At 42.2% G+C, this 18,966-nt stretch carries 22 protein-coding genes, 4 pseudogenes and 1 other annotated feature; of the genes and pseudogenes, 12 read left to right on the top strand and 14 right to left on the bottom strand.

Annotation, left to right across the window (positions count from 1 at the left end; translation table 11 throughout):
• Positions 1-63 precede the first annotated feature (63 nt).
• Positions 64-201, top strand: a complete 138-nt coding sequence (gene mciZ, locus RCG23_RS20000) for a Z-ring formation inhibitor MciZ (RefSeq protein ID WP_308177080.1) — start codon at positions 64-66, stop codon at positions 199-201.
• Between the two features lie 60 nt (positions 202-261).
• Positions 262-1,170 carry an aldo/keto reductase gene (locus RCG23_RS19995; protein ID WP_308177079.1) on the top strand — a complete coding sequence of 303 codons (909 nt, stop codon included), beginning with the start codon at positions 262-264 and terminating at the stop codon, positions 1,168-1,170.
• A 31-nt stretch (positions 1,171-1,201) separates the two neighbouring features.
• Here RCG23_RS19995 and RCG23_RS19990 read toward each other — a convergent pair whose 3' ends face one another.
• The 5 genes and pseudogenes from RCG23_RS19990 to RCG23_RS19970 all read right to left on the bottom strand — a co-directional run bounded on the left by RCG23_RS19990 (position 1,202) and on the right by RCG23_RS19970 (position 4,716).
• Entirely contained in the window at positions 1,202-1,735 is a 534-nt protein-coding gene (locus tag RCG23_RS19990; RefSeq protein ID WP_308177078.1) for a GrpB family protein, read from the bottom strand.
• Positions 1,735-1,983: a YqkE family protein gene (locus RCG23_RS19985; RefSeq protein ID WP_308177077.1), complete on the bottom strand. Its 249-nt coding sequence runs from the start codon at positions 1,981-1,983 to the stop codon at positions 1,735-1,737. Before RCG23_RS19985 ends, RCG23_RS19990 begins: the two co-directional genes overlap by 1 nt.
• A gap of 139 nt (positions 1,984-2,122) precedes the next feature.
• Positions 2,123-2,778, bottom strand: a pseudogene (locus RCG23_RS19980) (CoA transferase subunit B).
• A 30-nt stretch (positions 2,779-2,808) separates the two neighbouring features.
• Positions 2,809-3,498 (bottom strand): CoA transferase subunit A, encoded by a 690-nt coding sequence (locus RCG23_RS19975; protein WP_308180121.1) that lies wholly within the window; start codon positions 3,496-3,498, stop codon positions 2,809-2,811.
• Between the two features lie 30 nt (positions 3,499-3,528).
• A complete protein-coding gene (locus RCG23_RS19970; protein WP_308177076.1) occupies positions 3,529-4,716 on the bottom strand; it encodes an acetyl-CoA C-acetyltransferase in 1,188 nt (395 codons plus the stop codon).
• A gap of 146 nt (positions 4,717-4,862) precedes the next feature.
• Between RCG23_RS19970 and RCG23_RS19965 the strand changes: the two are divergent.
• The 3 genes and pseudogenes from RCG23_RS19965 to RCG23_RS19955 all read left to right on the top strand — a co-directional run bounded on the left by RCG23_RS19965 (position 4,863) and on the right by RCG23_RS19955 (position 7,062).
• Positions 4,863-5,767, top strand: a pseudogene (locus RCG23_RS19965) (hydroxymethylglutaryl-CoA lyase).
• A 71-nt stretch (positions 5,768-5,838) separates the two neighbouring features.
• The gene (locus tag RCG23_RS19960) at positions 5,839-5,979 is read left to right on the top strand and encodes a hypothetical protein (protein WP_308177075.1); all 141 of its coding nucleotides are present in this window, start codon (positions 5,839-5,841) and stop codon (positions 5,977-5,979) included.
• A gap of 149 nt (positions 5,980-6,128) precedes the next feature.
• Positions 6,129-7,062 (top strand): annotated as a pseudogene (locus tag RCG23_RS19955) (alpha/beta hydrolase).
• A 666-nt stretch (positions 7,063-7,728) separates the two neighbouring features.
• On the opposite strand, the gene RCG23_RS19950 reads toward RCG23_RS19955, so the two are convergent.
• A complete protein-coding gene (locus RCG23_RS19950) occupies positions 7,729-8,064 on the bottom strand; it encodes an iron-sulfur cluster biosynthesis family protein (RefSeq protein WP_308177074.1) in 336 nt (111 codons plus the stop codon).
• Between the two features lie 126 nt (positions 8,065-8,190).
• On the opposite strand from RCG23_RS19950, the gene RCG23_RS19945 reads away from it, so the two are divergent.
• Positions 8,191-8,400, top strand: a complete 210-nt coding sequence (locus RCG23_RS19945; RefSeq protein WP_308177073.1) for a CDGSH iron-sulfur domain-containing protein — start codon at positions 8,191-8,193, stop codon at positions 8,398-8,400.
• 58 nt (positions 8,401-8,458) lie between these two features.
• On the opposite strand, the gene RCG23_RS19940 is transcribed toward RCG23_RS19945, so the two are convergent.
• Entirely contained in the window at positions 8,459-8,803 is a 345-nt protein-coding gene (locus tag RCG23_RS19940) for a YolD-like family protein (protein ID WP_308177072.1), read from the bottom strand.
• Between the two features lie 21 nt (positions 8,804-8,824).
• A complete protein-coding gene (locus tag RCG23_RS19935; protein ID WP_308177071.1) occupies positions 8,825-10,084 on the bottom strand; it encodes a Y-family DNA polymerase in 1,260 nt (419 codons plus the stop codon).
• Positions 10,085-10,286: 202 nt separating this feature from the next.
• Here RCG23_RS19935 and RCG23_RS19930 point away from each other — a divergent pair, with 202 nt between their 5' ends.
• Positions 10,287-10,481, top strand: coding sequence for a YqzH family protein (locus tag RCG23_RS19930; RefSeq protein ID WP_308177070.1), 195 nt, complete (start codon positions 10,287-10,289; stop codon positions 10,479-10,481).
• Between the two features lie 69 nt (positions 10,482-10,550).
• On the opposite strand, the gene RCG23_RS19925 is transcribed toward RCG23_RS19930, so the two are convergent.
• The 6 genes from RCG23_RS19925 to RCG23_RS19900 form a co-directional block, all read right to left on the bottom strand.
• The gene (locus RCG23_RS19925; RefSeq protein ID WP_308177069.1) at positions 10,551-10,940 is read right to left on the bottom strand and encodes a hypothetical protein; all 390 of its coding nucleotides are present in this window, start codon (positions 10,938-10,940) and stop codon (positions 10,551-10,553) included.
• A gap of 167 nt (positions 10,941-11,107) precedes the next feature.
• Positions 11,108-11,599 (bottom strand): hypothetical protein, encoded by a 492-nt coding sequence (locus RCG23_RS19920; RefSeq protein WP_308177068.1) that lies wholly within the window; start codon positions 11,597-11,599, stop codon positions 11,108-11,110.
• A gap of 45 nt (positions 11,600-11,644) precedes the next feature.
• Positions 11,645-12,541, bottom strand: coding sequence for a helix-turn-helix domain-containing protein (locus RCG23_RS19915; RefSeq protein WP_308177067.1), 897 nt, complete (start codon positions 12,539-12,541; stop codon positions 11,645-11,647).
• A gap of 185 nt (positions 12,542-12,726) precedes the next feature.
• Positions 12,727-13,335, bottom strand: a complete 609-nt coding sequence (locus RCG23_RS19910) for a hypothetical protein (RefSeq protein WP_308177066.1) — start codon at positions 13,333-13,335, stop codon at positions 12,727-12,729.
• Between the two features lie 67 nt (positions 13,336-13,402).
• A complete protein-coding gene (locus RCG23_RS19905) occupies positions 13,403-14,197 on the bottom strand; it encodes an SDR family NAD(P)-dependent oxidoreductase (protein ID WP_308177065.1) in 795 nt (264 codons plus the stop codon).
• A gap of 9 nt (positions 14,198-14,206) precedes the next feature.
• The gene (locus RCG23_RS19900; protein WP_308177064.1) at positions 14,207-15,169 is read right to left on the bottom strand and encodes an MBL fold metallo-hydrolase; all 963 of its coding nucleotides are present in this window, start codon (positions 15,167-15,169) and stop codon (positions 14,207-14,209) included.
• A gap of 255 nt (positions 15,170-15,424) precedes the next feature.
• Positions 15,425-15,643, top strand: a binding site (T-box leader).
• A 42-nt stretch (positions 15,644-15,685) separates the two neighbouring features.
• Between RCG23_RS19900 and RCG23_RS26060 the strand changes: the two genes are divergently transcribed.
• The 5 genes and pseudogenes from RCG23_RS26060 (at position 15,686) to namA (ending at position 18,859) form a co-directional block, all read left to right on the top strand.
• Entirely contained in the window at positions 15,686-16,090 is a 405-nt protein-coding gene (locus RCG23_RS26060) for a pyrroline-5-carboxylate reductase family protein (protein WP_374049769.1), read from the top strand.
• Positions 16,039-16,530, top strand: coding sequence for a pyrroline-5-carboxylate reductase dimerization domain-containing protein (locus tag RCG23_RS26055; RefSeq protein ID WP_374049768.1), 492 nt, complete (start codon positions 16,039-16,041; stop codon positions 16,528-16,530). The genes RCG23_RS26060 and RCG23_RS26055 overlap by 52 nt, the downstream gene beginning before the upstream one ends.
• A gap of 78 nt (positions 16,531-16,608) precedes the next feature.
• Entirely contained in the window at positions 16,609-17,046 is a 438-nt protein-coding gene (locus tag RCG23_RS19890; protein WP_308177063.1) for a glycosyltransferase family 2 protein, read from the top strand.
• A 203-nt stretch (positions 17,047-17,249) separates the two neighbouring features.
• The gene (locus RCG23_RS19885) at positions 17,250-17,756 is read left to right on the top strand and encodes a glycosyltransferase family 2 protein (RefSeq protein WP_374049767.1); all 507 of its coding nucleotides are present in this window, start codon (positions 17,250-17,252) and stop codon (positions 17,754-17,756) included.
• 73 nt (positions 17,757-17,829) lie between these two features.
• A pseudogene (namA, locus tag RCG23_RS19880) lies at positions 17,830-18,859 on the top strand (NADPH dehydrogenase NamA).
• Positions 18,860-18,966 lie beyond the last annotated feature (107 nt).

Raw genomic sequence — 18,966 nt, 5'->3', positions numbered from 1 at the left:
TCCTGTTCTAATCCGTTATGTTTTGCACATACATTTTACCATACATTAACTGGAGGGATTATCATGAAGGTCTATCTGCATGGGAAGGGATTTATCCTCGTCGGCAAGGGCTGGGAAGTGGTACAGAAGCTAAAAGAGTACAATAAGCAATATTCTTCCGTTGCGGAATGGATTCAATCCTTGAATCCCAAAAAGTGCTAGAATTTGCTGTACCTCCTTTTCTCCCTTACAATAGGGCAAAAAGGAAACGGGGCTGACTGAATGAATAAAAGAAGACTTGGAACTTCAGATTTAATGGTGACTGAACTTGGACTTGGCTGCATGTCGATCGGAACGGATGAAACAAAGGCGAAAGAGATCATTGAAGCGGCTTTAGATGAGGGCGTCAATTATTTTGACACAGCCGATTTATATGATTTCGGTGAAAATGAGAGAATTGTTGGAAAGGCATTAAAGCATGTAAGAGATAAGGTCATCATTGCGACAAAGGCGGGTAACCGATGGAATGAAAATAAAGACGGATGGTCGTGGGATCCCTCAAAGGAATATATAAAGGAAGCGGTTAAAGCCAGCCTGAAGAGGCTTGGAACCGATTATATCGATCTGTACCAGCTGCATGGCGGAACAATTGACGATCCAATTGATGAAACTATTGTTGCATTTGAGGAATTGAAGGCGGAAGGTTATATACGTTATTACGGAATATCCTCTATCCGTCCAAATGTTATTCGCGAGTATGTTAATAAATCATCCATCATTTCTATCATGATGCAATACAGTATTTTAGACCGCCGCCCTGAAGAAGTTTTACCATTTCTCCACCAGCATGAGATCAGCGTAGTGACACGAGGGCCTCTTGCCAAAGGGCTTTTAAGCGAAAAATTGCTCGAAAAGTCTTCTAATAAAGGCTATTTGGAGTACAGTCTGGAAGACCTTCGCCATACCCTGCCAGCTTTGAAAGAAAAAGTAGCGCAGTCACGGTCCATGACCGAAATTTCACTGCAGTTTAATTTGGCGAATCCTGTTATTGCTTCTGTTATTGCTGGTGCTAGTTCAGTGGAACAAATCCGATCCAATGCAAAAGCAGTTAAAAGCGCACCGCTGTCAAAAGAGGAAGTGCAGATGATTCAGTCTCTTACAAAGGCCGATAGTTACCAGGAACACCGTTAAACATAAAAGGAGAGCCCCGTCGGACTCTCTTTTATTTTGCTCTTTTATTCCACCATTCCAGTGCCTTTGACTCTATTTCTTTAACAATCGCATCCTTATAATCGATGTAGAACTCTATTTCATAAGGAAATTTGCGTGCTGCTGTTTCTTTTATACTGGCATAACGTGCAGCATCTTCCGGACTCACTACTAAATAATCCCGAAATGCGAGATGCCTTTTCACCTGTGGGCTTCCTTTTTCAAAAGCATGCAGATGAAACAGCCTTTCGCCATTTTCGCTGCATTTGAAAAAATAACGGCGCCCCTTTATGCCGTTTTCCCCTTTTGCAATGTACCCTGCCGAGTTTAGCTCAGGCGTTTTTTTATCAAAAATCTCCAAATCAGCAGCTTCTGCGATGATGTCAATAATCGGTTTCGCACTTAATCCAGGGATTGAGGTGCTTCCGATATGATGGACGAATACTTCATCGGGTAAAAGTATGCTGATTAATCTTTTCTTTTCATCATTATATAAGCTTTTCCATTCCTCTCTGTAAGGCACTACTTCAACCTTGCGCGGAATCATTACTTAAATTCCTTCCAGTTCATGGGGCTTTCATTCAAAAGATCTTCGAACGATTTATTCTTTTCACGCAGCCTTCTTTCTTCCCGCTTTTTTTGCTCTTCTTCTTCCATTTTCCTTTCTTCTGCTGCCTTTAACTCGTGCTTCTTTTCTTTTAACTGCTTGATTAAATCCTGGTTTATGAGGTCTCCCAGCGTTACAGCAGAATCATCTTTTTTCGGGGCTGGCTGCTGCTTTCGTTGTTTTTTCATCCATACCTCTCCTTTTACTATGTGTATCCATATTATATCATGTGCCTGGTAACTCCTCTATGCGAATGGGCAGGAACGCGAGTTAATATGAAAAAGTGTGATTTCCTGTTATGAAATCACACTTTTTCGTAATCCATTTCTAAAATGCATTCGTTTTAACGCTGTCATCAACTTGTAAAGACGCTGCAGTTGACTGGATAACCTCTTCGACCGTGTAGCCTTCTGCCACTTCTACCAGCTTTACGCCGTTCTCAGTTACATCCATAACAGCCCTATCGGTAATGATTCGGTCGACGACTCCCTTACCTGTGAGCGGGAGTGAACACTGCTTTAATATTTTCGATTCCCCGTTTTTATTAACATGTTCCATTATGACAATGATTTTCCGGGCACCGTGGACAAGGTCCATTGCGCCACCCATGCCTTTTATCATTTTTCCAGGTATCATCCAGTTGGCTAGATCCCCGTTTTCTGATACTTCCATTCCACCCAGGATGGCGATATCGATATGGCCACCACGGATCATAGCGAACGATTCGGCACTGTCGAAATAAGCCGCACCACTTATCGCTGTTACCGTTTCTTTGCCGGCATTTATTAGATCCGGATCAACCTCAGCTTCTTCAGGGTATCGCCAATGCCGAGCAGTCCATTTTCTGACTGGAGCACGACCTGCTTATTATCCGAAATATAATTGGCCACGAGTGTGGGCATTCCGATTCCAAGGTTCACATAAAAGCCGTCTTCAATTTCTCTTTCTGCCCTTATGGCTATCTTTTCACGTACATTTACCATCTCTTTAATCTCCTTTCTGTAAATATTGATCTATTTTTTAACGGTCAATCTCTCGATCCGCTTTTCCTGTTTGCCTTCAATTATTGTCTGGACATAAATGCTTGGAGTATGGATAAAATTCGGGTCAAGCTCGCCGATTTCATGTAAAGTCTCCACTTCTGCAATCGTTACCCTGCCTGCAGCGGCAATCATCGGATTAAAGTTTCGGGCTGTTTTGTGATACACCAGGTTCCCCATGCGGTCGCCCTTCCAGGCGCGAACCAGGCTGAAGTCTGCTGTCAGCGCTTCCTCTAATAGATATTCTTTTCCATTAAAGCTTCTTGTCTCTTTCCCATCCGCAATCGGTGTTCCTACACCAGCCGGAGTATAAAAAGCAGGGATTCCAGCGCCGCCGGCACGGATTTTTTCCGCCAATGTCCCCTGTGGGGTAAGTTCCACTTCAAGTTCGCCTGTCAGCACCTGGCGCTCGAACTCTTTATTTTCACCGACATAAGAACCAATCATTTTTTTGATTTGTTTATTTTGTAAAAGTAAGCCGAGTCCCCATTCATCGATACCACAGTTATTTGAAATAACAGTTAAATCTTTTACCCCTTTTTCAACCAAAGCGAGAATCAGATTCTCCGGAATGCCGCATAGTCCAAAACCACCCACCATCAGTGTCGCACCATCATGAATATCTGCAACAGCTTCTTTAAAGGAACTGCAAATCTTTTTCATCATTTTTGACTCCTTTCTATTAAAAAGTTCTTAGGCAAGCTCCACAATCGTGGCAACGCCTTGTCCGCCGCCGATACAAAGTGTAGCCAATCCTTTTTGGGCATTACGGCGCTTCATTTCATGAATCAGTGTTACGAGAATTCTTGCTCCGCTCGCACCGATTGGATGGCCAAGTGCAATCGCGCCGCCGTTTACATTTAAAATATCTTTATTAAACTGGAGCTCCCGATCGACTGCCAGCGACTGTGCCGCAAACGCTTCATTCGCTTCAATCAAATCGATTTCGTCCAGGCTAAGAGCTGTTTTTTCAAGCACCTTCTTAACGGCTGTTACAGGTCCAATCCCCATGATGCTTGGGTCAACACCAGCACTGGCATTTCCTTTTATTGTTACGAGCGGTGTGATTCCAAGCTCATCCGCTTTCTGTCTGCTCATCACGACAACTGCTGCTGCCCCGTCATTAATTCCGGAAGCGTTTCCTGCCGTCACGCTGCCATCTTTTTTAAAGGCCGGACGCAAACCTGCCAATTTGCCCGCCGTTGTACCTTTCTTCGGGTATTCATCTGTATCAAATACAACTGGATCCCCTTTTCGCTGAGGAATGATAACAGGTACTATTTCATCCTTAAATCGGCCTTTTTCGATTGCCCTGCTTGCCTTTTCCTGGCTCGATGCGGAAAATTCGTCCTGTTCTTCTCTTGTTAATCCATACTGGGTGCACAAGTTTTCAGCTGTAACTCCCATATGATAATCATTAAAGGCACACCATAATCCGTCTGAAATCATGCTGTCCACCAGCTTTTGGTCACCCATTTTAAAGCCATCGCGGGCACTTTTTAATAAATAAGGCGCCAGGCTCATATTTTCCATTCCGCCTGCTACGACAATTTCCGCATCTCCCGCGATAATGGCCTGGGCGGCAAGATGCACAGCTTTCAATCCCGATCCGCATACTTTATTAATTGTCATTGCGGAAACGCTTTCAGGAATTCCCGCTTTTAAAGAAGCCTGCCTTGCCGGATTCTGACCTAGCCCTGCCTGAAGAACATTCCCCATAATGACCTCATCAACAAGCTCCGGCTTTACTCCTGCCTGCTCCAGTACCGCTTTTATTGCTGTTGCTCCCAATTCAGTTGCGGAAACATCCTTTAAACTCCCATTAAAATTACCAATCGCTGTGCGAGCTGCACTAACGATTACCACTTCTGTCTGTCTCATTTGCATCTTCCTTTCCAACCATTCTTCACCTTTAACTATTTCTAGTGAAAACACAAAATTCCTTTTATTTTGTCAAAATTTCTATAATTCTTGCTTTTTGGAATTTAATGCCCCTAAAATAAAATTATGAAAAGAGGAGGGAGAACATGACGCTTCAATTGCCTGAAAAAGTAACGATTATTGAGGTTGGCCCCGTGACGGCCTTCAAAATGAAAAAGCCTTCATCCCAACTGAAATAAAAAAACAATTTATCTCAGGATTAAGGGCAGCAGGAATGAAAGAATTCGAACTGACGTCATTCGTTTCGCCAAAATGGGTGCCGCAAATGGGCGACGCCGCAGAGATTGTATCCGATTGCCTTGACCCATCCACTCGGAACTTTGTCCTTGCCCCTAACCAAAAAGGGATTGAGCGAGTATATATGACTGAATGCAATGCGGTTGCCGTTTTTGTTGGTGTCAGCAACAGCTTTAACCGGAAAAATATCAACAAAACGACTGAAGAAGCTATGGCTGAATTAAAGCCGCTTATACATGAACTGAAGGCAAAGGGGTATTTTGTGCGTGCGTGTATCTCTACTGCCTTTTACTGCCCCTACGAGGGAAAAATTGACCCAACGGATACAAAGAGGCTGTGCGGAGAGTTTGTTGATGCTGGCGTAGATGAATTAAGTGTAGCTGATACAATTGGCATGGCAACTCCAACAGAAGCATTTTCGCTATTTTCCCAGCTAAAGGCTGCTTTCCCGGCCATTCTTTTGACCGCGCACTTTCATGACACAAGGAAGCTTGCTCTTTCCAATATTTTCGCATCTCTTCAGGCTGGAATCGACCGATTCGATACTTCAGCTGGAGGGCTTGGCGGATGCCCTTTCGCACCGGGTGCTGCCGGGAACGCCGCGACAGAAGATGTCGTTTATATGCTTGAGCGGATGGGAATTGTAACAGGAGTTAATCTGGATAAGCTAGTTGAGGCTATAGACATCGTGCGTCCACACCTGTCAAGGCCGATTGACAGCACTTTTTATCGCCTTAATGCTCAAACCGTCTAGCTTTGCGCGAATAAGCAGCCTCCCATTTATCCATCTTATAGATGAAGACATTTTCGAAGGGAGACATGACGATGAGCCAAAACCGCGATAAAGGATATAACCAAAAAGGAAAGACTTCCGCTGAAACAGGAGGAACTGGTAAGCGGATGATTGCTGCCGAGGAGATTGAAAAAGCCGTGCACCCAACAAAACGGCAAAATTCTGAGCAATAATTACACTCTTATTTAAGGGATTAACACAGCCGCAGATTGATGCGGCTTTTTGCGTGTCTTGCTTCCAGCCAAATGGTAAAATTAGAAGAAGGCTATAGCTGCTATTCTTTCGGGCAGCTCCATATTTTCAGCTTATAGGGGGACTATTTGTGAAAAAAGCATTTAAGGTTCTTTTTTCGTCTCTGTTTTTTTTATCTGCCATCGGTGTTTATTTTACAAACCGGATTATGTATATGAAGAGGAAAGATGATCAATTTATTTATAACCGGGAGACAGAATCGGGCTGGGTTAATCCCGAGGAACTCGATGCCCTTCCCAAGAAGGAAGTATCCATTCCTTCACCGTTCGGATACACGATAAAAGCCCAGCTATTCGAGCCGCATCATACTAACCGGTACATCATCATCGCCCATGGTGTAACCGAGAATAAAGTCAACTCCATCAAATATATGAATCTTTTTCTAAAAAGAGGCTTCAACGCACTTATTTATGACCATCGGCGGCACGGCGAATCAGGCGGCAAAACGACGAGCTACGGCCATTATGAAAAGTTCGATTTAAAAGAAGTACTCGATTGGCTCAAGAAAGAAAAGGGCCCGGACCTCCACGTCGGCATCCATGGTGAGTCAATGGGGGCGGCAACCCTGCTGCTCTACGCCGGCATGCTTGAGGATGGAGCCGATTTTTATATTGCTGATTGCCCATTTTCTGATTTTAAGGAACAGCTCACTTACCGTCTGAAAGAGGAATTAAAGGTGCCAGTACCGCTTTTGCCATTAGCTGACTTATTTTTAAAGTTTCGGGACAAATATTCCATTGCGGAAGTGTCACCCATTTCGGTCATAGAAAACATCCAGCACCCGATCCTGTTTATTCACAGTCAAAAGGATGACTTTATCCTTCCATCTATGACGGAGGAATTATTCGAACGAAAAAAGGCCGAAAATGCTTTATATGGCCATCAACGGGGCACACGCCCAGTCACTTAGAGAAAATTCCGATGATTACGAAAAAGCCATCGATGAATTTTTAAATACCTATGTCAGCTTACCTGATACTAAAAATACAGCTATACCAGGTTAATTATAATTCTCTAACAAAAAAACAGACTGTCCGCCTGGATAACGGGTTTACTTTAGAGGTGCAAACATTGTAAAACACATATGAAAACGCACTTGAATTCACGATATAATTCACAGTCCGTTTTTTATTGATTTATCAACATTTTAGCAAATTTTAATTGCTTTATTTTGTCTTAATTCAGATAGTAAATCACAGGGTATGAAATAATTATTGGAGGGTGTGTGAATTATTTGTGATTTAGTAAGAAGTCTTATCCTTAATTGAGTAACCAGTGCTATTTAAAATAAGCGGAGATTTTTCGGTTAGACTGCAGAATAGAGCTCGGTTCGGGGTATATAAGCGGAGGTTTTCCGATTAAGCAAAGCAAAATTAACCATTTTCACGTTTTTTGAGTCAATAGTCGGAATCTTTCCGTCTATTTAAGCTATTTTCAGTGCTATTTCCTAAGTAAGCGAAATTTCTCCGCTTATTTATCAAACTCGCTTTAGCGTCTAATGAACTTGTACAACTTACGGGTGCTTTAGTAAAAAAAGAAAATTCAAAAAAAGACTTAGAGATATTTGCATCTCTAAGCCTATTTGACTGTGAAGTTTATGTGATTTGCTATTTGATTTGGTCTGCGATTTACCGTTTTGTACCTTACAAGTAAACCCGTTGCCGCCTGGATCAGTCTGTTTTTTTCTGTATTACCAGGCTCATGCGCCCGTTTAGTATTTCACTTGTACTTTTCAGTTGGAAGCAGTTCACTGCTTTCGAAAAATCGATGGTCATTTTGTCATCGAAGAAAACGGCTTTTGATTTTTGTATATAAATCGGTATCCCATTGGTCTTAATTGCAATCTCACCCTCATCCAAATCCTGCTCCATGGAAAGGACTGCTACCCCATTGACCGCACAGCCGCAGCCATCCGTATCGTATTTCAGCTTTAAATAACCTCTGCTCTCGCTTGTTCTTTCAATTATTTTTTGCAAGGCAGTTTCTGTTATGTTAATTTCCATCATTTTCCCCCTACCATTTCATAAAATCATTTTAACATAGGGGACAGATTATTTCTTTCTGTTTGCTTTTTCAGCCAGCTGCATTTAACATCATTAGAGTATACAATCATTATATAAGGGGTGTCCTGCATGTCAAAAGTTCAAATTAAGGTGAATGATAACGGCTCGCTTCGTGTGACTGGCGATATTGAATTGCTCGATGGAGAAGGAAATGTAATTGAAACGAAACCAGCTTTTTCCCTTTGCCGCTGCGGCCTTTCTAAAAACATGCCGTTTTGTGATGCGTCACATAAAGGGGTTTTCAAATCCGAAGTACGTGTTCAAAAGAACGAAGAATAATGGGATGGGCGATTTCTCCGAGAAATCGCTCTTTTATTTCCAATGGGAACTGATGCTTCTATACCTGGTCATCACCGGAAAGCCGGACATCGGCAATGTATTTCAGCTGGATGCGATGGATTTCTTCGAACTTGTCGACAATGTGGAGCTTCTGTTCCAATTCGTCCCAGTAATGAATTATACCGAGCACCAGCTCGTAATTTCTGTTCCGGTAATGGGTAATTGTAACAGACTGATTGAATTCCATCGCTTCAGATAAAATATCGTTCATCAGTTCAAGCTGCTGTTCATCTACTTCTTTTTCCTGTTCGTACACGTCCTCCTTCACCCAATCCCTGAGCATTTTCACATGCTCGGGAAGCATCATGGACGTCCATTTGATTCTACCGCGGTCACGAATCATCGCTTTCCCCTCATTTCTCTGTTACATTTTATGTCCGCCGACGAGCTTTGCCCGGTGCTTTGCGGTTCCTGCAGAAGTATAGGAAACAGCGCGCAGCAGGGCACCCGATCCAAACTTATTCCGAATGCTGTCCACCACATAGCCAAGCTCACGTCTTTTTACTGCCCCGGGATCGAACAGGCTTAGCTGAATTTCACCATCATCAACAATATTGCCAAGCGACAAGGAAATTTGCCGGACCGTTTTCCCTGCATAATGCTCATGAAACAATTCAAGGCATACGCGGTAAAGGTCCATTGTCACATTGGTCGGTTGAGCAATCGTCCTCGACCTGTGAAACCCCCCGCCGAATTCATCCTGACTGTAGCCGATGCCAAGGCTGATTGTCCGCCCTGCCTTTCGGTGCGCCCGTGTCCTTCTTGCTACCTCTTCGCACATTTCCAGAATCACATGTTTGATTTCATGTACCTCTTTATAATCTCTGAGCAATATCTGGCTTTTTCCAAAGCTGATCTGCCCTTCAATAATTGGGGCGCCCATTTCGGAAAGGTCAACTCCCCATGCATGGTAATAAAGCTGATTGCCCATAATGCCGAATTTTTTCTCCAATTTTTCCAAATCGTATCTCGCAAGCTGGCCGACAGTGAAAATGCCCATTCCATTTAGCGTCTTTTCTACCCGCCTGCCAATTCCCCACATTTCCCTGAGCGGAGAAACGCTCCAAAGCTTCTCCGGGACATCCTCATATGTCCATTCGGCAATTCCGTGTTTTTTGGCTTCTAAATCAAGGCATAGTTTTGACATCAGCATGTTGGGACCAATTCCGATTGCGCAGGGCAGCTGAAATTCCCGTTCGATGTCATCCTTTATTTTTCTGGCAATGGTCCAGGCATCTCCCCATAGATGCAGGGAACCATCGACCTTTATAAAGCTTTCGTCCACGCTGTACGTGTGGACGGCCTCCTTTGGGGCATAACGGTTAAAAACGCGAGAAATTTCAGTGGAGATGCGCAAATACGTTGCCATTTTCGGTTCAACGATTTCGATCCTAGGATCATTGGGAATTTCAAACATGCGGGAACCCGTTTTAATCCCAAACTCTTTTTTCAGCCGGGGAGAGGCGGCTAAAACGACGCTCCCCGACCGTTCCTTGTTGCCGACAACGGCCAGATAGCAATTTAATGGATCAAGGCCATTCATGACAGCGGAACAGCTTGCGTAAAAGCTTTTCATATCCACGCATAAAATTTTATTTTTCGGCACTTTGCTGTAATCAACCATAATTCTGCCTCCGAAGATGAATTTCAAGTAAATGACTGTGTTATTTCACCGAACATCCGTTCTATATCATTCTACCCATCATGTTAAGCGAATATGCGTTCGGTTTCAATGGAAATTTTACGACAGTTTTCATGATTAAGGATTCTTTTCCATGGTGGATGCTCGACAAAAAAGCGGTATAATCATTTTTGAGGTGCAAATAATGGATAAAAAATTTATTTTTAAAATGATCCAAAATTGCTTTAAACAATATTACGCGAAGAGTGAAAACCTGCCGTTAAGCAAGGACGACTACGAGGAGCTATATGAACGGATTGTGTTAATAAAAGAACAGCAGCCTGAAGCGGAGTTACATGAAATCATTAATGATTCCGTTTATGAATTTATAACGGGATGAGAGTTTTTCTAAAAACACAAAAAAAGCATCGATTTTTACACGATGCTTTTTTGATAAGCCGACAATCTATTAGTAATTCGCTTTTCCGAATCTAAGAAACCTTCCAAGCCCCAGTCCAAAAAATTTCTTTTTATGGAGGGTACTAACTTCATGTTCCGCAACCAAATAACCGCATGAAAAACAACATTTTTTAAAATGAATTGCCTGAGTCGTTTTTTTCATTACATCAACACTATTTATTGTCTTCCTGTTTAATTCGTCCAATATTGTCTTGCGAACTCCCATGATCAAATCAAGCGGGGCATTCTGTAAAAGTAAAAATTCTTCTACACTAGGTAAAAAATCTTCTCTATTAGACAAGAGTGTATTCTTTAATGAAGCAATTTTTTCTTGAAAATCTTTTTTATTAAAAATTAAATTCAAACAATTCGGACAATATTTCTCATGGATATTCGCCAACCTGTATACCCCTTCCGCTAATCCGTACTATTACAAATTAAAGAATAATCCTTTTTTACAAATTTTTCTAGGTAAATATGGCTCATTCTTATCACGCAATAAGATGGGCATAAAGGGGTGTTTTAAAAAACGCTGAATCCATTTTATAGATACAGCGTCCCTTTTCTTTATGCTAATAAATCAGGTGTAATACTGTGCTGGGTTGGCATTTCAGCAAGCTGAACTCCCGGATCTACACTGTGTTGCGTTGGCATTTCGGCAAGCTGAACTCCCGGATCTACACTGTGTTGCGTTGGCATTTCGGCAAGCTGAACTCCCGGATTTACACTGTGTTGTGTTGGCATTTCGGCAAGCTGAACTCCCGGATTTACACTGTGTTGTGTTGGCATTTCAGCAAGCTGAACTCCCGGATTCAAACTGTGTTGCGTTGGCATTTCAGCAAGCTGAACTCCCGGATTTACACTATGTTGCGTTGGCATTTCAGCAAGCTGAACTCCCGGATTTACACTGTGTTGCGTTGGCATTTCAGCAAGCTGAACTCCCGGATTCACACTGTGTTGCGTTGGCATTTCAGCTAGTTTAACATCCTTCACTCCGAAAGAACTAGCTGCTCCCAAGACACCAATTGCAAGAGCAGATACAAGTAGAGTTTTTTTCATTCTTCATATCTCCTTTTTAGAAAGATTTTTATTATGTTAATATTATCATAGTTTTGATAGATTTTCCAAATCAGCTTTTACTATATTTCCTAAAATTTCATTTTTTTGTAGATCAAAGACTTGAAGTGATTTCGTGAAATACTCCCGACCCATGATTAAGTCACCAACGTTTTCATAATTCAAACCAGCCTGGTATAAAAACTCACCAAGCAGATATAATACTTCATCGTTAATGCATTGCTCTATCCCTTTTTCACTATAAACCAACGATTCTTCATATTTACCAATTCTTGAAAGTGACTGCGATAAACCAAACAAAGCCCGAAGCCGGACATGGGAATCCGTTAATCCAGGAAGCGTGTCCATATCTTCTAAAATTTCTTTTAAAATCGTAATGGCAGTTTCAAAGTTTTGAGCGTCTTTTTCAATCAATGCTACAGCCATTTTAATTTCAATTTCCCGTTCGGTCAGGCCTTTTCCTAAAGGATTTGTAATATTAATTGCTTCGTTAAGCATCTGGATTGAGTACTCTTTATCTCTTTGTTCTGATTCAGATAAATAGTACAAACATATCGCTTCATGCCAGAGCAGGAATTGTCTGCTGGAAGGAAAATTAAATAAAGGATTTTCCTTCTCTCTTTGGACAATTTCATTGATGGCATAATAATTTCGTTCTCTTTTGTATTTTTTAATCAGATCGCTGACTGCAGACACATAATTAACCGAACCTGCTGAAGCCAAATCAAAAAAATCCCCTAATTTAACATTTAACTTTTCAGCGAATCTAAAAAGCTGGTCAATAGTTGGATCTTGTTTATTTTTTTCAATTAAAGCAAGTTCCTCAACGGAACAAATGTTATCGGCAAGTTCGTTTATCTCCAAGCCCTTATAAACTCTCAATGAATGAAGGATTTCTCCGATATTTACGTATGTATCACTCATTTGTCTTTGCTCCTTTGTTAAATATATAAGTTTTTTAAAAATTTAATCTTTTATGTATTTAATATAAATATACCATTTATAAATTGCAATGTTGCAGAAGCAGAATATTTTTTTCCCAACTTATAAAATAAAATGAGGTTACAGTATTCAATTAGAACAACTAGCGAGTATGCCCTCTACCAAGTTCATAACTTATTTCTGTCTTCTTTTTTTATTGCATTTCTCATGCCTTTAGTTATAGTAATTGCATTGCCTTCTTCGTCATAGGTTAAGCGGTTTTTATACTGTTCTTCCATAGCATCATATTGAACTTTAGCTTGCTCATAAACAATTTGAAAGCAATCGTATCCATACTTTTTTATTAAATATGGAAGCCCGGCAGGGGAAAGCAAGAATGCATATTCCTGATAATTATTAGGGGTATTTTCCTGTCTTTTAATAAGAATCTTCATGAAATTCTGCATGACCTTTTCTACTTCTTTATGTGAAGCAAATCTTGCATACCCGCGGATTGCAGTCAGTCTAATATCCAAGTAGCGTTCCTTTTTATAGGCCTTTAAAAAGAATTCTTCTAGTTGAATTTCTTTACAGCGAGATAAATTCTTAAGGATTAACTTTCTTAAATATAAGTCTTTTAATTCAAAATAAATATTCGTTAAAATCTCAGCTTCTTCTTTTGTTAAAAAGAGATAATCCACTTCCTCAATAGAATTCCTAAAGTGAAGATCTCTCTCCGAAAATGGAAAAGACTTCATTAAAAATGTTAGTGCCTTTTCATGGAGGTATTTACTCACCAAAACCACCCCAATGCTTAATCAATGTAAAAAGCCCTATCAAAAGTAATAATAGAGCTTTTTATGATTATTTTTTATCAAAAGCTCGCTTTCCAATACGCTCGAATAACCGCGGAAATAAAGCATAGACAACACTACCCATGTTCATCCAGCCCGGCAGATTGATTTCCCTCGTCGGGGTCAGCATGGCATCGACCACTTTCCCGGCAACATATTCAGGCTGAAGCATGAACTTTTGGACGTTTTTAACGTATGTACCCTTTTCATCAGCAATTTCAAAAAAGTTAGTTGCAATCGGGCCAGGATTGACAGCCGTAACCAAAACATTGGAATCGGCAAGCTCCATCCGTAGGCTGTTCGTATAGCCGAGCACAGCATGCTTTGTCGCAGAATAGACACTTGATTTCGGGGTCGCAATTTTACCGGCCTGGGAAGCGATGTTAATAATATGCCCATAACGACGGGTACGCATTTCCTGCAAAACCATGCCCGTGCAGGCCATCAAGCCCACGACATTGACGTTAAACATACCTTTGATTTCATCAATTGTTACTTCATGCGCTTCACGAAAAATGCCGAATCCGGCATTATTCACGAGAATATGGATTTCCCCCATGTCTTCCTTAATCCTGGTGAAAACCTCATGGACCCGCTCGGTTTGTGAAACATCTAACTGATAAACATAAATACTGACGCTGTGACGTTGTTCAAGTTCTTCTTTTAAAAGCTGTAGCTTGCCAATGTTTCTTGCGAGAAGGGACAAATTTGCCCCCCTCTGCGCGCACAGCCTGGCAATTTCAGCTCCGATTCCTCCGGATGCCCCGGTTATGATTATATTTTTATCCTTTAATCGTTCAGACACCGTATCACCTCATCTGGCTTTAAAAAGAACAGGCAAGCTGCCCTCAATACTAACAATCTCCCCTATCGAGGCTAAATAGTCAAGCTGGGCAACAGTCTCGGATAGAGTCAGGCCCAATTCACGCTGATAGACAGATGGAAATAAGCGGCGGCATATTTCAAACACCGTCAGTTCTTCCGCTTCAAGCCAGCCCTTAACCTTCATCGCCCGTTCATGCTGGCGTTTCAGTCTTTTTTCAATCAGCTCAGGCAGCTCAGTGACCTCACCGCCATGCCCTGTATAAACCAGCCTGATCGGAAAACCAAGAAGCTTCCTCAAAGAATCGTTATATTGAAGCTGCGGTTTCGGCCTTTCTGTTTCTCCTGGTACTGGCGGCTCAAGCAGCGGATTAGGTGAGATATGAGCTAAAATATGGTCTCCCCCGATTAAGGTACCGTCACTTTCTCGAAAAAGGGCAATATGGCTCTGTGCATGGCCGGGTGTTTCAATCACTCTCCAACCTTCCAATCCAGGCAGTGAATCTCCCTCTGCCAGTTCACCGCTAAGCGACCTGTCACAGGAGTACTTTAAAGTTTTTCTAATTTGATTAATAAAAGGGCTGAATTCCTCAGGCAGGCCAAAATCCGCAAATAGCTGGCGATGGAAAGCTTCATATTCCTCAAAAAAAGCATCGGAAGGCTTAATCCAGCGTTCATTTAACCAATGGCCATAAACCTTAAGCCCATCTGGGAAGAAGTCAAGCAGCCCGGCATGGTCAGGATGGTGGTGAGTAAGGATGATTTGATCAATATCGCCGGGAGTCAACTGCAAAGAAGACAGTTCCTCCTTCAACACTTTCCATGCTCCCTCTGTTTTTGGCCCTGCATCTACAAGCGTAAGGCGCTCCCCCTTAATCACATATACATTCACATCACCAACCGCAAAAGGAGTTGGCAGGCTGATTTTTGCAATTCCGTTTATCCATTCCGTCATTTCACATACTCCTTAAATACTATATTTATATACAAAACAGAAAATGGGTTTTTCCCCTAACACTATACAGTTATAATTATAAAATTAAGTGTATCGATTTTCGGAACCATTGTCATTATTTTCACATAATTTATTAATACTTTTTTTAAAATTTCTGGAAAAAGCCGCTTGACAGACAAGCTGAGATTCTTGCATAATCACAATTAAAACTTTTGAAAAAATAATAAAGTACCGGCGAATTTACAAACTTTAAACAGAAAAGCAATGAATAGGGCCAGTAAATGGGATAAGGCGAAAGAGAGTGAAGCTCAGCGGCTGAAAGGCTTCACCGCCCAATAGAACATTGAACCTACCTTATGAGCTGTTAGGCAAACCTAACCGCGAATCCAGCGTTATTGGACTTGAGTGAGCCTTTTTTAATTAAAAAAGGCAAATGAAGGTGGTACCACGGAAGAATGGCCTTTCGTCCTTTGCGGATGAGGGGCCTTTTTGTATTCATTTAAAGGGGGAATTCCAATGAAAAAATTAGTAGTGGTTGGTGCAGGCTCAATGGCTGAAGCCCTGATTTCAGGAATCACTTCCAACGGCTTGCTAGAAAAACAGAATATTTGGGTCACAAATAGAAGTGACAGAAAAAAGCTCGATCGTCTGCACCTCGAATACGGCGTTAGTATTACCTATGATTTAGAAGCGCTTTTTAAGGATGCTGATGTGATAGTTTTGGCGATGAAACCCAAGGACGCTTTGTCAGGGATAAAAAGAATCAGCCCTTTTTTAACCGAAAAAGCTTTAATTATTTCTGTCCTAGCGGCATCTCTGTCCATACCATTGAAACGCTCGCTGGTAAACAGCTCGCAGCAGTGCGGGCCATGCCGAACACTTCTGCTGCAATTGGAAAATCAGCTACAGGTCTGGCAATGAATGATCAAGTCACTTTGGAACAGGCGGAGATGGCAAAGAAGCTTTTTGAAACTGTCGGTCTTGCGGCTTTTGTGGAGGAGGAACAGCTTGATGCAGTTACTGGACTGTCTGGGAGCGGCCCAGCTTATATCTATTACCTTGTGGAAGCAATGGAAAATAGCGCATTGGAAATAGGCCTGGAAAAACAGCTGGCGAAGGAGCTGATCGTCCAAACCCTGCTTGGCGCCGCAGAGATGCTGACAAAATCTGAAAAGCCGTCACGGCAGCTGCGCTATGAAGTAACCAGTCCAGGTGGCACGACCGAGGCGGGAATCCGAATACTTGAGAACCATCAGGTCCAGGCAGCAATCGTTGATTGCATCAAGGAGGCTACTGCCCAGTCCCAAAAGCTTGGAAAGATGTTAAGCACAGAGTTTGATTCAAAAAAACAGCCATCCTGAATTTGAATTTCCGTCGCTGCTATTATTACAATAGAAAAGAAGACAAATATAATTGAATGAGACGGGAGATTCACAATCATGCTGGTCATTTTATTATCAATAAGCCTCCTGATCTGGCTCGTTTTTATCATTGATGCTGCGATAGGACTTCGAAAACTTGACTGTCTTGAACAAGAAGACGGACTGGAAAACGGACCGCTGCTGTCTGTAATTGTCGCCGCCCGTAACGAAGAAAAGCAGATAAGTGCTAGCATCAACAGCCAGCTCAGGCAGAGTTACCGGAATGTTGAGTGGCTGCTCATTAACGACCGTTCCACTGACCGGACTTGTGAAATCATGGAGGAACTGAAAAAAGATGATCCGCGTATCAGGGTCGTTCATATTAAAGAGCTGCCTGAAGGGTGGCTTGGAAAGAACCACGCTCTTTTTTCAGGAGCAAAGGCGGCCTCAGGTGAGTGGCTGCTATTTACTGATGCGGATGTCATTTATCAAAAAGAGCCTTTGCTAAAGCCTTAAGCTATTTTAAAAGGCTTCAGCTTGACCATTTAACCGCTGCTCCCAATTTAAGCGGGAACGAATTCTGGCTGAAATCGTTTGTCGGCTTCTTTTTATTCGGATTCTCCTACTTTAAGCGGCGATGGACCGCTAACGACCCTCATTCCAAAAATGGCACTGGAATAGGTGCATTTAATCTTGTCACAAAACAAGCATATGAAGAAATGGGAACACATAAAAAAATTAAAATGCGTCCGGATGATGACCTTCAGCTTGGAATGAAATTGAAAAGAGCGGGCTACCGGCAGCGAATTGCCACAGCGCTTGAACTGATAGAAGTAGAGTGGTACGACAGCCTAAAGGAAGCACTGATTGGACTTGAAAAAAATACATTTGCAGGGCTCAACTACCGGATCAGCATGGTTATCTTTGCCGTTGTGGGAACTTTCGTGTCACATGTTCTTCCCTTTTTCACCATCTTTATGCCCGACCGGAACATCTCTCTGCTCAGCTTCGCGAACATTCTTGCCATTGGCCTTTTATACTGGATGATCATAAAGAAAATGACACGCTTCTCTCCCTTTATGTTCCTTGTCTTTCCGCTTACCGGGCTGATATTTATTTATTCAATCATAAAGGCCAGTTTCCTTACTTTTAAACGGGGCGGGATCGTATGGAGAGGAACGAAGTATAAGCTAAGTGAATTAAGGAAAATGAATAGGGCAGACTGATTTTTTTCAATTAGAAAATGCATTTGCTATACTGTAGATATTTAGTATAACGAAATAGAGGGAGGCTTTTTTAATGCCGAAAACAGTAAAACTATTCACCCCGTATACCGTAAAAGGAGTCACCTTGAAAAATCGCATTGTCATGGCACCCATGTGCATGTATTCTTGCTTTAAAGAAGACGGAATGGTAACAAATTGGCATCGTACCCATTACACATCCAGAGCAGTAGGACAGGCCGGATTAATTATTACGGAAGCAACAGCTGTCACACCGCAAGGACGAATCTCACCGCAGGATCTCGGCATCTGGAGCGATGATCATATAGCGAGATTAAAAGAATTAACTGATTTAATGAAAGAACATGGAGCCGTAACAGGAATCCAACTGGCCCACGCCGGCAGAAAAGCTGTTCTGGAAGGCGAAATCCTCGCCCCTTCTGCTATCGCGTTTGATGAAAAATCAAAAACACCAAAGGAAATGTCAACGGAAGATATCAAAGAAACAGTTGAAGCTTTTAGATTGGGAGCAGAAAGAGCAAAGAAAGCAGGCTTCGAGGTCATCGAGCTGCATGGGGCGCACGGATACCTGATAAATGAATTCCTATCCCCTCTTTCCAATAAAAGAACGGATGGATATGGCGGTTCAGCAGAAAACCGCTACCGTTTCCTACGCGAAGTGATTGAAGCTGTAAATACAGTCTGGAACGGTCCTCTGTTTGTCAGGGTTTCAGCCTATGATTATCACGAAGAAGGCATGAAAGGCCGAAGATTATGCAGTTATGGCCAAATGGATGAAGGAACAGGGCGTTGATTTGATTGACGTGAGCTCAGGAGCTGTTGCGCCAGCCGAAATCCATGCTTATCCTGGTTATCAGGTGCCATTTTCCGAAACGATTAAGCACGGGGCGGACATTGCGACCGGCGCTGTCGGACTGATCACTACCGGCCTGCAGGCAGAGGAAATATTGCAAAATGACCGTGCAGACCTCATCTTTTTAGCGCGCGCCTTCCTGCGTGATCCTTATTGGCCTCGCACAGCTGCAAAAGAGCTGCGCTATGAAATCGAAGGGCCAAAGCAGTATGGCCGTGGCTGGATGTATTAATTTCATACAGAAGGAAGACTCCGATTGACGGAGCCTTCCTTTTTTTAATTGGCTGTTTTCTAAAAGATTGTTGTTTTGCAAATAGGTTGTTAAAAGCAAATCGTTGA

The sequence above is a fragment of the Neobacillus sp. PS3-34 genome (genome assembly GCF_030915465.1).
In the GTDB taxonomy this organism is placed as follows: Bacteria; Bacillota; Bacilli; order Bacillales; family Cytobacillaceae; genus Neobacillus_A.
The sequence above is the reverse complement of the archived record's forward strand: the minus strand, read 5'-3'. Positions and strand labels throughout refer to the sequence as shown.